Here is a 16,629-nt window from a genome sequence, read left to right as displayed (position 1 = left end):
GAGAGGTACTGATTTGCCTGCCCAGAAACACCGCCCGCTGGGCGTTCTCCGCGCACTGTGCGGCTTCGTCGGCCTGAGCGTCGTCGCCGGACTGCTCGTCACCGTCATGGTGACCCCGCTCATGGCCGTGACCGGCGTGACCGCATCGAACGCCATCGGAATCTTCGACAGCCTGCCCGAGTTCATCGAGATCGGCGACCAGCCGCAGAAGAACGAGATCTTCGCGATCAACGGCGTGAACGCCGACGGCACGTACAGCTACGAGCGCATCGCCCAGGTCTACGACCAGAACCGCGAGGAGGTCACCGCCGAAGAGGTCTCGCCGTTCCTCAGGGACGCGACGATCGCCGGCGAGGACCGCCGGTTCTACGATCACGGCGGCGTCGACCTGCAGGGAGTTCTGAGGGCGGCCGTCGGCAACGCCACGGGCACTTCGCAGAGCGGCGCCTCGACCCTGTCGATGCAGCTCGTGAAGAACATCGCGATCCAGGCCGCGCTGCAGCAGCCCACCGCCGAGGCTCGCAAGGCGGGCATAGACGCCGCGCAAGCCGGCACGCCCGACCGCAAGATCCGGGAGATGAAACTCGCGATCGGGTTGGAGAAGCGGTACACGAAGGAGCAGATCCTTCTCGCCTACCTCAACATCGCGGGCTTCGGCGGCAACAACTACGGCGTGGAGGCGGCGGCGCAGCGCTACTACGGCGTCTCCGCCCTCGACGTGACACTCGCGCAGGCCGCGAGCCTGATCGCGATCGTGCAGGAGCCCGGGGCCCGCGGCCTCGACGATCCCGCCAACCACGCCGCGAATCTCGAGCGCCGCGACGTGATCCTGCGCAACATGTTCGTCGAGAAGATGATCACCCGCGAGCAGCTCGACGAGGCGCTCGCGGTGCCGGTCGACCCCACGACCGTCGTGCTGGCGCCCTACGCGAACGGGTGCATCGCGGCGCATCCGTACGCCCGGTTCTTCTGCGACTACGTCACCACTCTCGTGCCGGAGCTGGAGACGCTCGGCTCGTCGCCGGCAGAACGCGCCGAGGCGTGGAAGATCGGCGGGTTCACGGTGTACACGACCCTCGACCTGCGCCTGCAGACCGCGGCCCAGGACGCCGTGGCAGCCAGAGCGCCCGCGGCGGAGGCGCGGTTCGCGTTGGGCGCATCCGCGGTGTCCGTGCAGCCGGGAACCGGCCGCATCCTCGCCATGGCGCAGAACACCGGATTCGACAACACGGCTGTCGGCGGAGGGCCGGGAACGACGAGCGTGAACTACAACACCGACCGGCCGAACGGCGGCTCGCGGGGGTTTCAGATCGGGTCGACCTACAAGGTCTTCACTCTCATCAACTGGCTGCAGAGCGGGCACGGGCTGAACGAGGTCGTCGACGGCAACGGCCGAACGGTGCAGCAGGCGGCCTTCGCGAACAGCTGCCCGAACAGTGCGAACGGCGGGGGAGTCGAAGACGGTCCGTTCGGCGGTCCGTGGCCGTTCAAGAACTCGTCGGGAGAGCGGGGAAGCCGGACCGTGATGGATGCGACCGCGGCGTCGATCAACGGGGCGTATGTCTCGATGGGACTCCAGCTCGACCAGTGCGAGACCAAGCGCATCGCGACGGCCCTCGGGGTGCACCCGGCCAACGACGTCGACGACCCCGCGACGACCGACATCGTCGAGAACAGGCTCGGCTCCAACCCCTCGGCGATCATCGGCACCAACGTGATCGCCCCGCTCACCATGGCGGCCGCCTACGCCGGCATAGCGAACCACGGCACCTACTGCGCCCCTGTCGCCATCGACCGCATGACCGACTCGGCCGGCCAGTCGGTAGCGGGGCAGGCACAGCGCTGCTCGGCCGCGATCGACCCCGAGGTGGCCGCGACGACCGTGCACGCCCTCGCCAACGCGATGAAGCGCTACGCCGTGAACCCGAAAGACGGCGTGCCGATCTTCGGCAAGACCGGCACGACCGACGACTTCGACCAGACCTGGCTGATGAGCTCGACGACCGCCGTGACCACAGCGGTCTGGTTCGGCAACGTGAGCGGAAAGTTCGCGGTGACCCGCTATCCGGGCGGCATCAACAACCGGCACCTCATCGCCAAGCCGATCAATGCGGCTGCGAACGCGCTCTATCCCGGCGCCGCGTTCGACGCTCCCGCGCCGAAGCTGATCTCCGGCACGGGCGCGACCCTGCCCGACCTCGTCGGCGGAACCGTCGACAACGCGAGATCCATCCTGGGCGGGTTCGGGCTCGGTTACACCGACGGCGGGCAGGCCGACTCGATGCTGCCCGCGGGTGTCGTGGCGGTCACGACGCCCGGCGCGGGCGCGGTGCTGTCGCGCGGGCAGGCGGTGACCGTGGTCACGAGCAACGGCGCCCTGAGGCTCGTGCCCGACGTGACATCCGTCGACCCGTCCGCCGCCGCCGCGACGCTCGCAGCCGCCGGGTTCACCTCGGTCGCGCGCACCTGTGTCGCTGTCGGCGACAACGCCCCGGGCGGTCTCGGCCTGGTCGTGTCGAGCAACCCGGCGGCGGGAGCAGCCGTGCGCGCGAGCGACGAGGTGCGGCTCGCGGTCGGTGCGACGCGGTGCTGACGGGGCCCCGAGAGTGCACTTGTGCCCCCGATTGCGCGCCGGAAAGGTGCACAAGTGCACTCTCGGCGTGTGGCGCGGGAGGGTAGTCGGCGGGGCCGGCGCGGCCGACGCGGGCCGCTCGGGCGGGGCGGCCTGGTGGCGCTGGGTGGCCAGGTGCGCACACTCCTCCGCGGTGGTAACCGCCCGAAGTGGCCACTCGGCTCGCCAACACCCCTTGCGCTCCCTATCCTATATATGCAGAATAAGGGGATGGATCCGATACAACGACTCACGCAGCCGACGGTCGCGGTTCTCCGCGTGCTGCTCGAGAGCGACGAGCCCGTGTGGGGCCTCCGACTCGCGAAGCTCACCGGCCGCGCACCCGGGAGCATCTACCCGATCCTCGCGCGACTCGAAGACTCCGGCTGGATCGTCGGCGAATGGGAGGACGACGACGAGCGCGTCGGCCCGCGCCGCCGAACCTACGCGTTGACCGCCGACGGTGCCGATCGAGCCGCGGCGACGCTGGCGACGTGGGACGCGAAGGCGGTCCGCCCGGCCTCCCGCTCGCCCAGGACGGCCCAGGCGTGAACGCCGAGTGGATCGTGCGGCGTCTGGCGTCGACCGTGCCCGCCGCGCACCGCGAGGAACGGCTCGAAGAGTGGTTGGCCGACCTGGCGGGTTGCGAGGAGCTCGGTATCCCGCCCCGGCACATCGCGATCGGGGCGGTCGCGTCGACCCTCGCCTACCGACCCGCCCCGACGAACGGATACGGAATGACCGAACACACTAGGCACGCTCTGCGGCTCGTGCTCTACGTCGCCACGATCGTGGCATCCGCCCTCTGGGTGTGGGTCCACGGGACGCACCTCTCGGTCTCCGGCAGCAACGTGTCGTTCGCTTTCCCAGGCGGCGCCGTCATCGACGTGATCCCGGTGTTCATGGTCGGCGGGGCCGTCGTCGGAGCGTTGGCGGCCGGGTTCGGCTACCGCTCGCTCCGGCTCTTCCACGCCGCCGCCGACGCAACGCACGCCGCCACGCACGCCGTCGACGCCTGAGCTACGACCGCCGCACGTCGCGGTTGGCGAAGCGCTGCTGGATCAGCACCGCGACCACGATGATGGCGCCCTTGGTGATGGCCTGCACCGAGGTGTTCAGGTTGTTCTGCGTGAAGATGTTGGTCAGCACGTTGAAGATCAGGATGCCGAGCACGGTGCCGACGATGCTGCCCCGACCGCCGACCAGCAGCGTTCCACCGACGACGACCGCGGCGATCGCGTCGAGCTCGTACAGCGTGCCGTGCGTCGACGTGCCCGAGGTCGTGCGTCCCGTGAGCATGATTCCGGCGATTCCGGCGGTGAGGCCGCTCAGGGCGTACAGGTAGAGCAGGTGGCGCTTGACGTTGATGCCGGCGAGACGGGCCGCCTCGCGGTTGCCGCCGATCGCCACGGTGCGGCGGCCGAAGGTGGTGCGGTTGAGCAGAACCCAACCGGCGGCCGAGACCAGGATGAAGATCCAGACCAGCGTGGGAATGCCGAGGAAGCTGCCGTCGGAGAACTCGAGGAAGCCCTTCACCTTCACCGTCTGGGTGGTGCGGTTCGAGAGGATCTCGGCGAATCCGCGCGCGGCTATCAGCATCGCCAACGTGGCCATGAAGGCCACCACGTTTCCGTAGGCGATGATGATGCCGTTGATCACCCCGGCCGCGAGTCCGACCGCGAGGGCGACGATGATCATCAGCGGCCAGAACGACGCGGCGGCGGCCTGCACGGCGGCCAGTGTGGCGACCACAGACGAGAGTCCGAGCACGGAGCCGACCGAGAGGTCGATCCCGCCGGCGATGATGACGAAGGTCATGCCGATCGCGAGCACCCCGGTCACCGACGCGAGCCGCACGATCGTGAGCACGTTGTTGATGTTGGTGAACCGGTCGCCGCTCGTGACCGTGCCGACGATGATCAGCACGATGAGCGCGATCACCAGGCCGATGTTGCGCCCGGCAGCGCTGCCGAGCACCGACTTGACGGCGGCGGACGCCCGGTTGGGGCCGGGGGCGGATCCAGTGGATGTCGCGGTGTGATCGCTCATTCGGCGCTTCCTTTCATAACCAGGTCGAGTACGCCCGGCTCGTCGATCTCTCGGGCGTCGAGAATTGCGAGGGTCTCGCCCTCCGCGATCACGAGAACGCGGTCGGCGAGTCCGAGTACTTCTTCGATCTCGCTCGAGACCACGACGATCGCGGTCCCTGCCGCCGACAGCTGGCGGATGAGCGAGTAGATCTCTGCGCGGGCGCCGACGTCGACGCCGCGGGTGGGCTCGTCGAGCAGCAGCAGGTCGGTGCCGTGCACGAGCCATCGGGCGAGCATCACCTTCTGCTGATTGCCTCCGGAGAGCAGGCCCACCGCGCGGTCGGGGTCGGCCGGCCGCAGCTCGAGCGATTCCAGCTGGGCGCGCGCGGTCGAACGCTCGAGCTTCTCATTGAGGAACACGCCGCGGGCGAAGCGCCCGAACGACGAGAGGGTGACGTTGCGGTAGATCTGCTGCTCGAGGATCAGGCCCTGGCTCTTGCGCTCCTCGGGCGAGAGCCCGATGCCGCGCGCGACCGCGGCGGGCACGGAGCCGCTGCGCACCGCTGTGCCGCGGATGTACACCTCGCCGGTCGACGGCTTGAACGCGCCGTAGATGGTCTCGAGGATCTCGGAGCGACCCGAGCCGACGAGCCCGGCCAGTCCGAAGATCTCGCCCGCGCGCACCGAGAACGAGAGCGGGTCGAACGTGCCCTTGACGGACAGGTTCTCGACCCGCAGCACCTCGGCCGCGTCATCCGGGATCGGCACCGCCGGAGGGAACACGTTCTCGACGTCGCGACCCGTCATCAGCGTGATGAGCTGCGCGGTGGGGGTGGAGGCGACCTCCAGGCCGCTCGCCGTCGTGCGCCCGTCTTTGATGACGGTGATGCGGTCGCCAATCTCGCGGATCTCGGCCAGCCGGTGCGAGATGTAGATGACGGCGATGCCCTCTTTGGTCAGCTCGCGCACGACCCGGAACAGGTTCTTGACCTCTTCGGAGTCGAGGACGGCGCTGGGCTCGTCCATGACGATGAGACGGATGTCGCGGGAGAGCGCCCTCGCCATCGAGACAATCTGCTTGTTGGCCGGCGACAGCGACCCAACCTCGCGCGAGGGCGACAGGTCGGGGTGCCCGAGCCGCTTGAGGATGGCCTTCGTGCGCTTGTGCGCCTCGCGCACCTTGAGCACGCCGCCGTTCGACAGCTCGTGCCCCAGGAAGATGTTCTCGGCGATCGTGAGACCGTCGACGACGTCGAGCTCCTGGTACATGGTCGCGATGCCGAGGTGGAGGGCGGCGGTCGGACCGGAGATCTCGACGCTCTCGCCCTGCCAGATCAGCTCGCCGCCGTCGGGCGTGTACGCGCCGGAGAGAACTTTGATCAGGGTGGACTTGCCCGCGCCGTTCTGGCCGAGGACGCAGTGCACCTCGCCGGGGACGATCGACAGATCGACGCCCTTGAGGGCGGCGACGCCAGCGAAGGACTTGGTTACGCCGCGCACCTCGAGGAGGGGCGAGCCATGGTCGACAGTGATCATTCCGGCAATCTAGCAGAGGCAGACATAACTTGTCGCGCAAAATGCAACTTTCAACATTTGTCGGAGAAAGTCGTTCCTTTGACGGCAACGCTCTGCTACGTTGCATCCAATGTCACTGTCGACGTGTGGGACTGGATCTGGCAAAGCGGCCGGAGAAAAGCCGGCGTCTTCGAGGCATTCGCGAAGAGGCACCCGCTTTCACCCACAGGAGGAACCACATGCTTACACACCGCTCCCCGCGTCGTAAGACGCTCGGACTCATCGGCACATCGTTCGTCGCAGTCGCACTTCTCGCCGGTTGTACGACCGGGACCACCGACGGCGGCAACACCGGCCCCACCAACAACGCCGATAACGAGGAGTCGGGCGAGACCATCGTCATCGGCTTCTCCGGCCCCGCCGCCGACCACGGCTGGCTCGGCGCCATCAACTCGGCGGCCGTCGCCGAAGCGGAGAAGTACCCCGACATCGACCTGAGAGTCGCCGAGGGCACCAACGACGCCAGCCTGCAGATCAGCCAGGTCGAGGGCTTCATCAACGACAAGGTCGACGCCATCGTGCTGCTGCCGACCGACGGCGCGGCCCTCACCGACGTCGCGACCAAGGCGATGGAGGCCGGTATCCCGGTCATCAACGTCGACCGCGAGTTCTCGTCGACCTTCGCCGCCCGCGTCACCATCCTCGGCGACAACTACGGCATGGGCGTCAGCGCCGGCACCTACATCTGCGAGCAGGTCGGTGACAACCCCGACGCGATCGTCGCGGAGATCGCCGGAATCGACTCGCTCCCGCTCACCCAGGACCGCAGCAAGGGCTTCGCAGACGCACTCGACGACTGCGGCCTCGAGGTCTCGAACCGTGTCGCGGCAGACTTCACCGTTGCCGGCGGCGAGGCCGTGACCTCGCAGCTGCTCGCCGCGGCACCGCAGATCGACGCGATCTGGAACCACGACGACGACCAGGGCCTCGGCGTCATGGCCGCGATCGAGTCGGCCGGCCGTGACGAGTTCATCATGGTCGGTGGCGCCGGTTCGAAGAACGCCATGGACCTCATCAAGTCGGGTGACAGCGTGCTGAAGGCCACCGTCATCTACCCGTCCACGCAGGCGGCCGACGGCATCCGTCTCGCCCGACTGGTCGCGCAGGGCAAGGCGCTCAGCGACCTCGTCGAGGTCGAGGTACCCAACCGGATCGTGCTCAACGCACCGGTCGTCGACGCCGACAACGTCGACAAGTACCTGCCGACCGCATTCGAGTCGTAACAAGCACCAGCGACCGAAGGTACGTCGTATCGAAGGGGTGCCCACGCCGCATCGGCGTGGGTGCCCCTCTACGGAAGGCTCAGGAATGTCACGAGACACCGCCCCATTGCGCGTAGCGATGATCGGCCACGGATTTATGGGCGCGGCCCACTCGCAGGGCTGGAGAACGGCACCGCGGTTCTTCGACCTGCCGCTTCGGCCCGAGATGCAGGTGCTCGTCGGCCGTTCGGCAGAGGCCGTGCGTGCGGCCGCCGACACCTGGGGCTGGGCCGAGACCGCCACCGACTGGCGGTCGGTGATCGAGCGTGACGACATCGACGTGGTCGACATCGTCACGCCGGGCGACTCCCACGCCGAGATCGCGATCGCGGCACTGAACGCCGGCAAGCACGTTCTGTGCGAGAAGCCGCTGGCCAACAGCGTCGACGAGGCGAAGGCGATGACGGATGCCGCGGCTCGCGCCGCGGACAGCGGGGTCATGGCGATGGTGGGCTTCACCTACCGCCGGGTGCCGGCGGCGACCCTCGCCCGCGACCTCGTGGCGGCCGGCCGCATCGGCGAGGTGAGGCAGATCCGCGCGAGCTACCGGCAGGACTGGCTCTCCGACGCCGACTCGCCCATGACCTGGCGGCTCGACAAGGCACGCGCCGGCTCGGGCGCGCTCGGCGACATCGGGGCGCACGCCATCGACCTCGCGCAGTTCATCTCCGGGCAGCGCATCGCCGCCGTCTCCGGCGTGCTGCAGACCATCGTCGGCGAACGGCCGCTGCTCGCCGAGTCGCGCGGGCTGTCGGGCACGGCGTCGACGGAACGCGGCACGGTCACCGTCGACGACCTCGCGCTGTTCTCGGCGCGATTCGAATCGGGAGTCCTCGGCAGCTTCGAGGCCAGCCGGTTCGCCTCCGGACGCAAGAACTCGTTGCGCGTCGAGATCTCCGGCTCCACGGGCGCCGTCGCCTTCGACCTCGAAGACCTCAACTCCCTGCAGTTCTTCGACGCCACCGCGCCGATCGAGACGCAGGGATTCACACGCATCCTCGTCACCGAGCCCGAGCATCCGTATGTCGCGGCCTGGTGGCCCGCCGGCCACACCCTCGGCTACGAGCACGGCTTCTCGCACCAGGCCAAGGACTTCGTCGAGGCGATCTCCTCGAAGACCCAGCCGCGCCCCTCGTTCGCCGACGGGCTGCAGGTGCAGCGCGTGCTCGCCTCCGTCGAGTCGAGTGCGGCAGACGGCAGCGCATGGACGACCATCGACACCGACCAGAAGGAAGTTCGATCATGACCAGGCCCATCACCCTCTTCACCGGCCAGTGGGCCGACCTGCCGTTCGAGGAAGTCGTGAAACTCGCCGCCGGGTGGGGCTACGACGGACTCGAGATCGCCTGCTGGGGCGACCACCTCGACCCGTGGCGCTGGGACGAGCCCGGTTACGTCGACGGCAAACTCGAACTGCTCGAGCGCTACGGGCTGCAGGTCTGGGCAATCTCGAACCACCTCAAGGGCCAGGCGGTCTGCGACGACCCGATCGACCAGCGGCACCGCGACATCCTGCCCGACGTGGTGTGGGGCGACGGCGACCCGGAGGGCGTGCGCCAACGCGCGGCCGAGGAGATGAAGCACACCGCCCGGCTCGCCGCGGCGATGGGCGTGAAGACCGTCATCGGCTTCACCGGGTCGTCGATCTGGAAGTACGTGGCGATGTTCCCGCCCGTGTCGCAAGAGCTCGTCGACGCCGGCTACCAGGACTTCGCCGACCGGTGGAACCCGATCCTCGACGTGTTCGACGAGGTGGGCGTTCGGTTCGCCCACGAGGTGCATCCGAGCGAGATCGCTTTCGACTACTGGACCACCGTGCGCACCCTGGAGGCGATCGGCCACCGCGAGGCGTTCGGCCTCAACTGGGACCCGAGCCACTTCGTATGGCAGGACCTCGACCCGGTGAGCTTTCTCTGGGACTTCAAGGACCGCATCTACCACGTGGACTGCAAGGACACGAAGAAGCGCATGTCGAACGGGCGCAACGGACGCCTCGGCTCGCTGCTCGCCTGGGCCGACCCGCGTCGCGGCTGGGACTTCATCTCCACCGGCCACGGCGACGTGCCGTGGGAAGACAGCTTCCGTATGCTCAACACGATCGGCTACGACGGCCCCATCTCGGTGGAGTGGGAAGACGCCGGCATGGACCGCCTCGTCGGCGCGCCCGAGGCTCTCGCCTTCGTCAAGCGGCTCGCGTTCGACGCCCCCGACGCCGCCTTCGATGCGGCCTTCAAGAACCGCTGAGTTACGTTCGCTGGCGTCAGATGTCCGCTGCAATCCGCACTAACTCGACCGTGCAACACTTGAAACATGGTTGACATCGGTCGCGCCTCGACGCTCGGGGGAACAGGCGCAAGCGAGCTTTTCCAGCTGCTTCGGGATGGCTCGCCGCGAACCCGCGCGGAACTGGCGGCCAAGACGGGCCTCGCCCGCTCCACGATCGCGCTGCGTGTCGAAGAGTTGATGAGCCTCGGCCTGATCGGCCCCGTCGAAGACGCGCAGTCGACGGGCGGACGCCCCTCGTCGCAATTCGCCCTGAACCCCTCGGCGAAGTTCGTGCTCGCCGCCGACGTCGGCGCCACTCACGCGACCATCGCCGTGACCAATCTCAGCGGCGCGATCGTGGGCGAGATCATCGGCACGATCGACATCGCCGACGGCCCGGAGATCGTGCTGAACTGGATGGTCGAGTCGGGTCGGGCCCTGCTCGAGAAGCACGGGCTCACGCAGAGAGACGTCATCGCGATCGGCATCGGGCTGCCCGGCCCCGTCGAGCACAGCACCGGGCGCCCGATCAACCCGCCGATCATGCCCGGCTGGGACCAGTTCGACGTGCCCGGCTTCGTGAAGCAGCAGCTCGAGGTGCCCGTGCTCGTCGACAACGACGTGAACATCATGGCGCTCGGCGAGCAGGCGTTCGCCTGGCCGCAGACCGACAACCTGCTGTTCGTGAAGGTCGCCACGGGCATCGGTGCCGGCGTCATCTCCGGCGGCCACCTGTTGCGCGGCGCGCAGGGCGTCGCCGGAGACATCGGCCACGTACAGATCTCCCGCGGCGACGGCATCGCCTGCCACTGTGGAAATCGCGGATGCCTCGAGGCTCTCGCCTCCGGGCCCGCCATCGCGCGGTCGCTGAGCGACGCGGGTCTCGAGGTGGGCAGCACGAGCGCGGTCATCGACCTCGTGAAGCACGGCAACATCGAGGCCATCCAGGCCGTGCGCCAGGCCGGACGCGACCTCGGCGAGGTGCTGACCGCGTGCGTGAGCCTCATGAACCCCTCGGTCATCGCCGTCGGCGGATCGATGGCGGCGGTCGGCGACCACCTCATCGCCGGGGTGCGCGAGATCATCTACACCCGGTCGATGCCGCTCGCCACGAGCAGGCTGACGATCGTGCAGTCCGCGGCGGGCGTGAACGCGGCCGTGCTGGGTGCCAGCATCCTCGCCATCCACCACTCCCTCTCGCCGGAGGGCATCGACCGCATGTCGCTCTAGGCAGAGCCTCGCCCGCCCCGCCCCGCCCCGCCCCGCCCGCCTCGCCCCGCCCCGCCCCGCCCCGCCCGGCCCGCCTCGCCTCAGCTGGCTGGCCACTTCGGCACCTGTCTGCGCCTGCATGCCCGCCACAACTGGCCACCCAGCGTGGGTCGGCCGGCCGGCCGGGGCCCTACTCATTGCCAGCGTGCGGTCGCCTCTGCCATCGTGGCAGTGTCTGGTCGGGGTCGCCGGAGACGTCTTTCGAAGAATGCGTCACAGAAGCGGATGCTGCGTTGTCGTAGCCTGCGACGGCCCGCTCTATGCGCGATCCGGCACAGGGGGACCACCCCGGCAGAAGGCACTCGGTCAGGAAAGCAGGCTCGACATGAATGCAGGTTCGGCAGACAAGGAGCTGGAGCAGGCCGCGGCAGACTTCGGCGGCGTGCGGCCGCGCCTGTTCGGCATCGCCTACCGCATGCTCGGCAGCGCCGCCGAGGCGGAGGACATCGTGCAGGACGTCTGGGTGCGCTGGCAGCGTTACGACCGGGCGCTCGTCGAGAACCCGCCCGCCTTCCTGGCCACCATGACCACGCGCCTCTCGATCAACGTGCTGCAGTCCGCCCGGTCGCGGCACGAGACGTACATCGGGCCGTGGCTCCCCGAGCCAGTCGACACGAGTGCAGACCCGCAGCTCGGCGCCGAACGCGGGGAGGCGCTGCAGTTCGCGGTGCTGATCCTGCTGGAGAAGCTCACACCGACGGAACGCGCGGCGTACGTGCTGCGTGAGGCGTTCGACTACTCGTACCGCATGATCGCCGACGTCGTGCAGCTCTCCGAGCCCGCCGTGCGCCAGCTGGTCAGCCGCGCGCGCAAACACCTCGCCGCCGAGCGACGCACACCCGCGAGCGCACCCGAGCAACGCAGGCTGCTCAGCGCCTTCCTCGCCGCTGCCCAGTCGGGCGACCTCTCCGAACTCGAGGGCCTCTTCGCCGCCGACGTCGTCAGCTACTCCGACGGCAACGGCGTGAAACTCGCGGCGCGCATCCCGGTCGCGGGTCGCGCGCGGGTCGCCAAGTTCGTCTCCGCCTTCTCATCGCACTTCTGGAAAGACGTCGACCTGCGCTGGATCGAGACCAACGGGCAGGCCTCGGTGGTGATCTCCCGCGACGGTGAGGCGTTCACGGTGGTGACCGTCACCGCCTCGGCCGAGGGCATCGACCAGCTGCTCTGGATGATGAACCCCGCCAAGATCGTCGGCGTGAGTGCCCTTTCGGCGTGACGGTGCCGGGTCGATCCCCGGGAGGAATGGAAATGGATGAGTCGCCGCGCGACGTCGCGCGCGAACGCGCGCACCTGGTGAACCTCGCCTTCCGGATGTTCGGCTCCACGGCCGAGGCGGAGGCCGTGGTCCAGCAGGCTTACGCGCTCTGGTACACGATGCCGGAGACCGAGCGCGACGCGATCGCCGTCCCTCGCGCCTGGCTCACGCGCACCGCGGCTCGCATCTGCCTCGACATCCTCGCCAGCCGGCGGGGCAGCCGCGACGGCTACGTCGGCGAGTGGCTCCCCGAGCCCGTGCCCCACACCTCGGTGGGCCGGAACGCCCCGCCGGCCGACCCGCTCGACCGCATCACCCTCGACGAGTCGGTGAGCATGGCGCTGCTCGTGCTCCTCGACTCCCTCGCCCCCGAAGAGCGCGTGGCGTTCGTGCTGCACGACGTCTTCGGCGTCTCGTTCGACGCCATCGGCGACATCGTCGGACGCACCGCCCGTGAGAGCCGCACCCTCGCATCGAACGCGCGCCGGAACATCCATCGTCTGCGTTCCCACGAGACCTCTCCGGAGGCGCACACCGCCGTCGTTCGCGCCTTCGGCGAGGCGTGGGAGTCGGGCGACGCGACCGCGCTCGCCGCGCTGCTCGCGCCCGACGTCGTCGCCCTCGCCGACGGCGGAGGCAGGGTCATGGCCGAGGAGCAGCCGTTCCGCGGTGTCACCCGGGTCGTGCCGCTCGTCCTGCACGTCTTCGACGAGCCCGGCGACGTCGAGATCACGACCCAGCCGGTGAACGGACAGTCGGGCCTCGTGGTGCGCAGGGGCTTGTCGGTCGTCGGGGTGGTCAGCTTCAATATCAGCGACAGCCTCGTCACGGATGTCTGGATGGTACTGAACCCCGAGAAGCTCGAACGGTGGAACCGGGGCTGAATTGGAGCACCCCGTCACGAACCGATGAGCTGCCCGGTCATAGCTGATTGACCGAAGGCGAGAACGCCGCAGGCACGCATCGAAAGGCTCACCATGAAGATCGTAGTTATCGGCGGAACCGGACTGATCGGCTCGAAGCTCGTATCCAAGCTCACCGAGCACGGCCACGAGGCGATCGCCGCATCGCCGAACTCGGGTGTCAACACCCTCACCGGCGAAGGCCTCGCCGAGGTGCTCGACGGCGCGCAGGTCGTCGTCGACGTGTCGAACTCGCCCTCGTTCGAGGCTGACGCTGTTATGGAGTTCTTCCGCACCTCCACCGGCAACCTCCTCGCCGCCGAGAAGGCCGCGGGAGTAGGCCACCACGTCGCGCTGTCCGTCGTCGGCACAGACCGTCTGCCCGACAGCGGCTACTTCCGGGCCAAGGTCGCGCAGGAGAAACTCATCAGGGAGTCGGGCGTGCCGTTCTCCATCGTGCACGCCACCCAGTTCTTCGAGTTCGTGAAGAGCATCGCGCAGGAGGCCACCCGGGGCGACACCGTGCGCCTGTCCCACGCACTCGTCCAGCCCATGGCCGCGGACGACGTCGCGAGCGCGGTCGGGCGCACCGCAGTCGGCGCCCCGCTGAACGGCACCGTCGACATCGCCGGCCCCGAGCAGTTCGGTCTCGACGAGCTCGTGCGCAAGGCCTTCGCCCTGCGCGGAGACCCGCGCGAGGTCGTGGTCGACGCGTCGGCCCCGTACTTCGGCGCGGTCCTCGAGGAGCGCACCCTCGTGCCCGCCGGCGACGCGCTCGTCTTCGAGACCCGCTTCGAGGACTGGCTCGCGGCGCAGCCCGTACCCGCCAACTAGTCCAGGCACGGCGGCGGCCCGTGCCCGGGCCGCCGCGCCACCGAACATCCGCAAGTCAAGCGAAAGGCACATCGTGAAGATCGTAGTAATCGGCGGTACCGGCCTCATCGGTACGAGGCTCGTGGCGCTGCTCGCAGCGCACGGCCACGAGGCCGTCGCCGCGTCCCGCGCGACAGGCGTCAACTCGTTCACCGGCGAAGGGCTGGCCGACGTGCTCACCGGCGCCGACGTCGTCGTCGACACGTCGAATTCGTCGTACGAAGACGAGGCGGGCGCACTCGAGTTCTTCGAGACATCCACCCTCAACCTGCTCACCTACGGCGCCGCAGCCGGCGTGAAGCACCACGTCGTGCTCTCCGTGGTCGGCACCGACCGGCTGGCCGAGTCGGAGCAGGGCTACTTCCGCGCCAAGTTCGTCCAGGAGCAGCTCGTCACCGAGTCGACCGTGCCGTACTCGATCGTGCACGCCACCCAGTTCTTCGAGTTCCTGCACAGCATCGCCGACTCGGCGACCAGCGGCAACCGCGTGAGGGTCGCTCAGGCGCTCATCCAGCCGATGTCGGCCGACGACGTCGCCGCTGCCGTCGCCCGCACGGCGGTCGGCACCCCGACGGGGCGAATCGTCGAGAATGCCGGGCCAGACCGGTTTCGGCTCGAAGACCTCGTGCGCCGCGACCTGGGTTCCCGCTACGACCCCCGCGACGTCGTGGCCGATCCGCTCGCCCGCTACTTCGGCAACACCCTGAGCGAACGCGAGCTGCTCCCCGGCGTCGACGCGGTCATCGCCCCCACGAGCTACGGGGCGTGGATCGAGAAGGACGCGGCCTGATGAAGATCGTGGTGGTGGGCGGCACCGGACTCATCGGCACCAAGGTGGTGAACCAACTGCGTGCCATGGGTCAGGCGGTCATCGCGGCCGCGCCCAGCACGGGCGTCGACACGGTGACCCAGGAGGGCCTGCGGGCGGCGCTGGTCGGCGCGCACGTCGTGATCGACGTGTCCGGTCCCTCGGCCGTGGGCGGCGAGGAGGACTTCTTCGTCACCTCGACCCGCCACCTCCTGGCGGCCGAGCTCGACGCCGGCGTGCGCCATCACATCGTGCTCTCGATCGTCGGCGTCGACAGGGTCGACACGAGCGACTACTTCCTCGCCAAGTTCGCGCAGGAGAACGAGGTGCGCCGGGGCCGGGTGCCCTACTCGATCCTGCGATCGACGCAGTTCTTCGAGTTCGCACGGCTCATCGCCGACTGGAACACCGTCGACGACACCATCCACCTTCCCCCGATCGAGATGCGCCCCGTCGCCTCCGACGACGTCGTCGGCGCCCTCGTGAGCATCGCAAGGGAGGCGCCGACCCAGCAGATCAGCGAGGTGGCGGGCCCCGAGCGGCTCTCGCTCGACGATTTCGTGCGTCGCGTGCTGTTGCACCACCACGACGAGCGCTACGTGGTGCGCGCGCCCGACGTTCGCCCGGTCGGCTTCAACATCGAGGGCCGGCTCCTCGCCCCCGGCCCGGAGGCGATCCTCACCGAGACGACCCTGGCCATGTGGCTCGACGGTGTCGCCGCGGTGGACGACGCCCATGGCCGCCACGCCGCGCCGTTGTTGTTCGGCGACGAGGGGAGTTGAGCCGGGTCCGGCCGAACCGTGAGTTAAGAGCGGGAGCACTGGGTTTCAGGCGGCCCGGCAGGGCAGCGCCAAGCAGAGCACGGTTGGTCCCACCCGCCGCCGGACCACCTCGGCGATGTCGCGCGAGGTCAGAAGGAAACCGGGCAGTTGGTTTCTCGCGACGAAATCGCTGATCAGAGGCACAAAACAAATTGTCAATGTATGGTTTGGCGAAGCGCTCTCACGTAATGTGACGCATGGTCGAGGTATCTCGACCACCGGAGTTGCCCGAACTCTCTGCCGCACCACGACGTCTCCCTAGGACGATCAGGTGCTGTCGAGAGACCCGTGCACACGCAATCTGGAGCACGACGTGAGCGGAACGACATACCTGGCCGCTGTGGAGGAGTCTTCGCAGTCCCGACCGACGAGTGAGTGCCTCGTGCTCTTCCTCACCGCCGGCGACGAGCCCGAGACCTGCCTGCTCGACCCGACGGTGATCAGTGTGCGCCCGGCGGCCGGCCATTGGTGTCTGGTCTACTTCGACCGCGACGGGGCGCAGGCCTTCTACAGTCATTTCGAACTGACCGACTCGCCCCTGTGCGCTGTCCACGGGCTGCGCTACGCCGCCTAGCCAACATTTCTATGGACGCGGCACACAGAGCCGCGTAGGTTGTGGCGTGACCGAGTTATCCCGACCGGTCGAAGTGTCTGGTGTCACCGCTGGTTCGCCTGCTTACCCGCTCGGCGAGTCCGCAGGCGACCGCTGACGCTTTCACGATGCCCATGGGGAGTGATTGTGATCGCACACGCCTATCTCGCCGAGCTCTCGGAGCCGACGGTGCTCGACACCACGAGTGAGAGCCTCGTCGTGTTTCTCTCGGCGGGGGAGGATCCGCCCGACCTGCTCGGCGAGCCCGATCTGATCAGCCTGCATCCGGCTCAGGGCGACTGGCGCTTCCTCTACCTCGACGTGGGCAGCGCTCGCGCCTACTACACGCGGGCACGGGCCTAG

General features: G+C 68.7%; 16 protein-coding genes. 14 read left to right on the top strand and 2 right to left on the bottom strand.

Annotated features, from left to right (window positions below; translation table 11 throughout):
• The first annotated feature begins 13 nt into the window (after window positions 1–13).
• The 3 genes from ABIE21_RS11965 to ABIE21_RS11955 all read left to right on the top strand — a co-directional run bounded on the left by ABIE21_RS11965 (window position 14) and on the right by ABIE21_RS11955 (window position 3,630).
• Entirely contained in the window at window positions 14–2,593 is a 2,580-nt protein-coding gene (locus ABIE21_RS11965) for a transglycosylase domain-containing protein (RefSeq protein ID WP_354025035.1), read from the top strand.
• Window positions 2,594–2,842: 249 nt separating this feature from the next.
• Entirely contained in the window at window positions 2,843–3,163 is a 321-nt protein-coding gene (locus ABIE21_RS11960) for a PadR family transcriptional regulator (RefSeq protein WP_354025034.1), read from the top strand.
• The gene (locus ABIE21_RS11955; protein ID WP_354025033.1) at window positions 3,106–3,630 is read left to right on the top strand and encodes a hypothetical protein; all 525 of its coding nucleotides are present in this window, start codon (window positions 3,106–3,108) and stop codon (window positions 3,628–3,630) included. Before ABIE21_RS11960 ends, ABIE21_RS11955 begins: the two co-directional genes overlap by 58 nt.
• Before the next feature lies 1 nt (window position 3,631).
• Here the strand turns inward: ABIE21_RS11955 and ABIE21_RS11950 are convergent, their stop codons facing one another.
• Both ABIE21_RS11950 and ABIE21_RS11945 read right to left on the bottom strand, forming a co-directional pair.
• Entirely contained in the window at window positions 3,632–4,660 is a 1,029-nt protein-coding gene (locus ABIE21_RS11950; protein WP_354025032.1) for an ABC transporter permease, read from the bottom strand.
• Window positions 4,657–6,177 carry a sugar ABC transporter ATP-binding protein gene (locus ABIE21_RS11945; RefSeq protein WP_354025031.1) on the bottom strand — a complete coding sequence of 507 codons (1,521 nt, stop codon included), beginning with the start codon at window positions 6,175–6,177 and terminating at the stop codon, window positions 4,657–4,659. Before ABIE21_RS11945 ends, ABIE21_RS11950 begins: the two co-directional genes overlap by 4 nt.
• 218 nt (window positions 6,178–6,395) lie before the next feature.
• Here ABIE21_RS11945 and ABIE21_RS11940 point away from each other — a divergent pair, with 218 nt between their 5' ends.
• From ABIE21_RS11940 to ABIE21_RS11890, 11 genes are all read left to right on the top strand, one after another.
• Window positions 6,396–7,439, top strand: a complete 1,044-nt coding sequence (locus ABIE21_RS11940) for a substrate-binding domain-containing protein (protein ID WP_354025030.1) — start codon at window positions 6,396–6,398, stop codon at window positions 7,437–7,439.
• Window positions 7,440–7,557: 118 nt separating this feature from the next.
• Entirely contained in the window at window positions 7,558–8,724 is a 1,167-nt protein-coding gene (locus tag ABIE21_RS11935) for a Gfo/Idh/MocA family protein (RefSeq protein ID WP_436232338.1), read from the top strand.
• Window positions 8,721–9,722, top strand: a complete 1,002-nt coding sequence (locus ABIE21_RS11930) for a sugar phosphate isomerase/epimerase family protein (RefSeq protein ID WP_354025028.1) — start codon at window positions 8,721–8,723, stop codon at window positions 9,720–9,722. The genes ABIE21_RS11935 and ABIE21_RS11930 overlap by 4 nt, the downstream gene beginning before the upstream one ends.
• A gap of 66 nt (window positions 9,723–9,788) precedes the next feature.
• A complete protein-coding gene (locus ABIE21_RS11925) occupies window positions 9,789–10,973 on the top strand; it encodes an ROK family transcriptional regulator (protein WP_354025027.1) in 1,185 nt (394 codons plus the stop codon).
• A gap of 364 nt (window positions 10,974–11,337) precedes the next feature.
• Complete coding sequence (locus ABIE21_RS11920) at window positions 11,338–12,231, top strand: RNA polymerase sigma-70 factor (RefSeq protein ID WP_354025026.1); 894 nt, start codon at window positions 11,338–11,340, stop codon at window positions 12,229–12,231.
• Window positions 12,232–12,263: 32 nt separating this feature from the next.
• Entirely contained in the window at window positions 12,264–13,154 is an 891-nt protein-coding gene (locus ABIE21_RS11915) for a sigma factor-like helix-turn-helix DNA-binding protein (protein WP_354025025.1), read from the top strand.
• Window positions 13,155–13,247: 93 nt separating this feature from the next.
• Window positions 13,248–14,006: an SDR family oxidoreductase gene (locus ABIE21_RS11910; RefSeq protein WP_354025024.1), complete on the top strand. Its 759-nt coding sequence runs from the start codon at window positions 13,248–13,250 to the stop codon at window positions 14,004–14,006.
• 73 nt (window positions 14,007–14,079) lie between these two features.
• The gene (locus ABIE21_RS11905) at window positions 14,080–14,835 is read left to right on the top strand and encodes an SDR family oxidoreductase (protein WP_354025023.1); all 756 of its coding nucleotides are present in this window, start codon (window positions 14,080–14,082) and stop codon (window positions 14,833–14,835) included.
• Window positions 14,835–15,635 (top strand): SDR family oxidoreductase, encoded by an 801-nt coding sequence (locus ABIE21_RS11900; RefSeq protein ID WP_354025022.1) that lies wholly within the window; start codon window positions 14,835–14,837, stop codon window positions 15,633–15,635. Before ABIE21_RS11905 ends, ABIE21_RS11900 begins: the two co-directional genes overlap by 1 nt.
• Before the next feature lie 352 nt (window positions 15,636–15,987).
• Window positions 15,988–16,248, top strand: a complete 261-nt coding sequence (locus ABIE21_RS11895; RefSeq protein ID WP_354025021.1) for a hypothetical protein — start codon at window positions 15,988–15,990, stop codon at window positions 16,246–16,248.
• A 159-nt stretch (window positions 16,249–16,407) separates the two neighbouring features.
• Window positions 16,408–16,629 carry a hypothetical protein gene (locus ABIE21_RS11890; RefSeq protein WP_354025020.1) on the top strand — a complete coding sequence of 74 codons (222 nt, stop codon included), beginning with the start codon at window positions 16,408–16,410 and terminating at the stop codon, window positions 16,627–16,629.

The organism is Conyzicola nivalis (genome assembly GCF_040548875.1).
In the GTDB taxonomy this organism is placed as follows: Bacteria; Actinomycetota; Actinomycetes; order Actinomycetales; family Microbacteriaceae; genus Conyzicola; species Conyzicola nivalis_A.
Note: the sequence above shows the minus strand (reverse complement) of the source record. Positions and strands in the feature narration are given on the sequence as shown.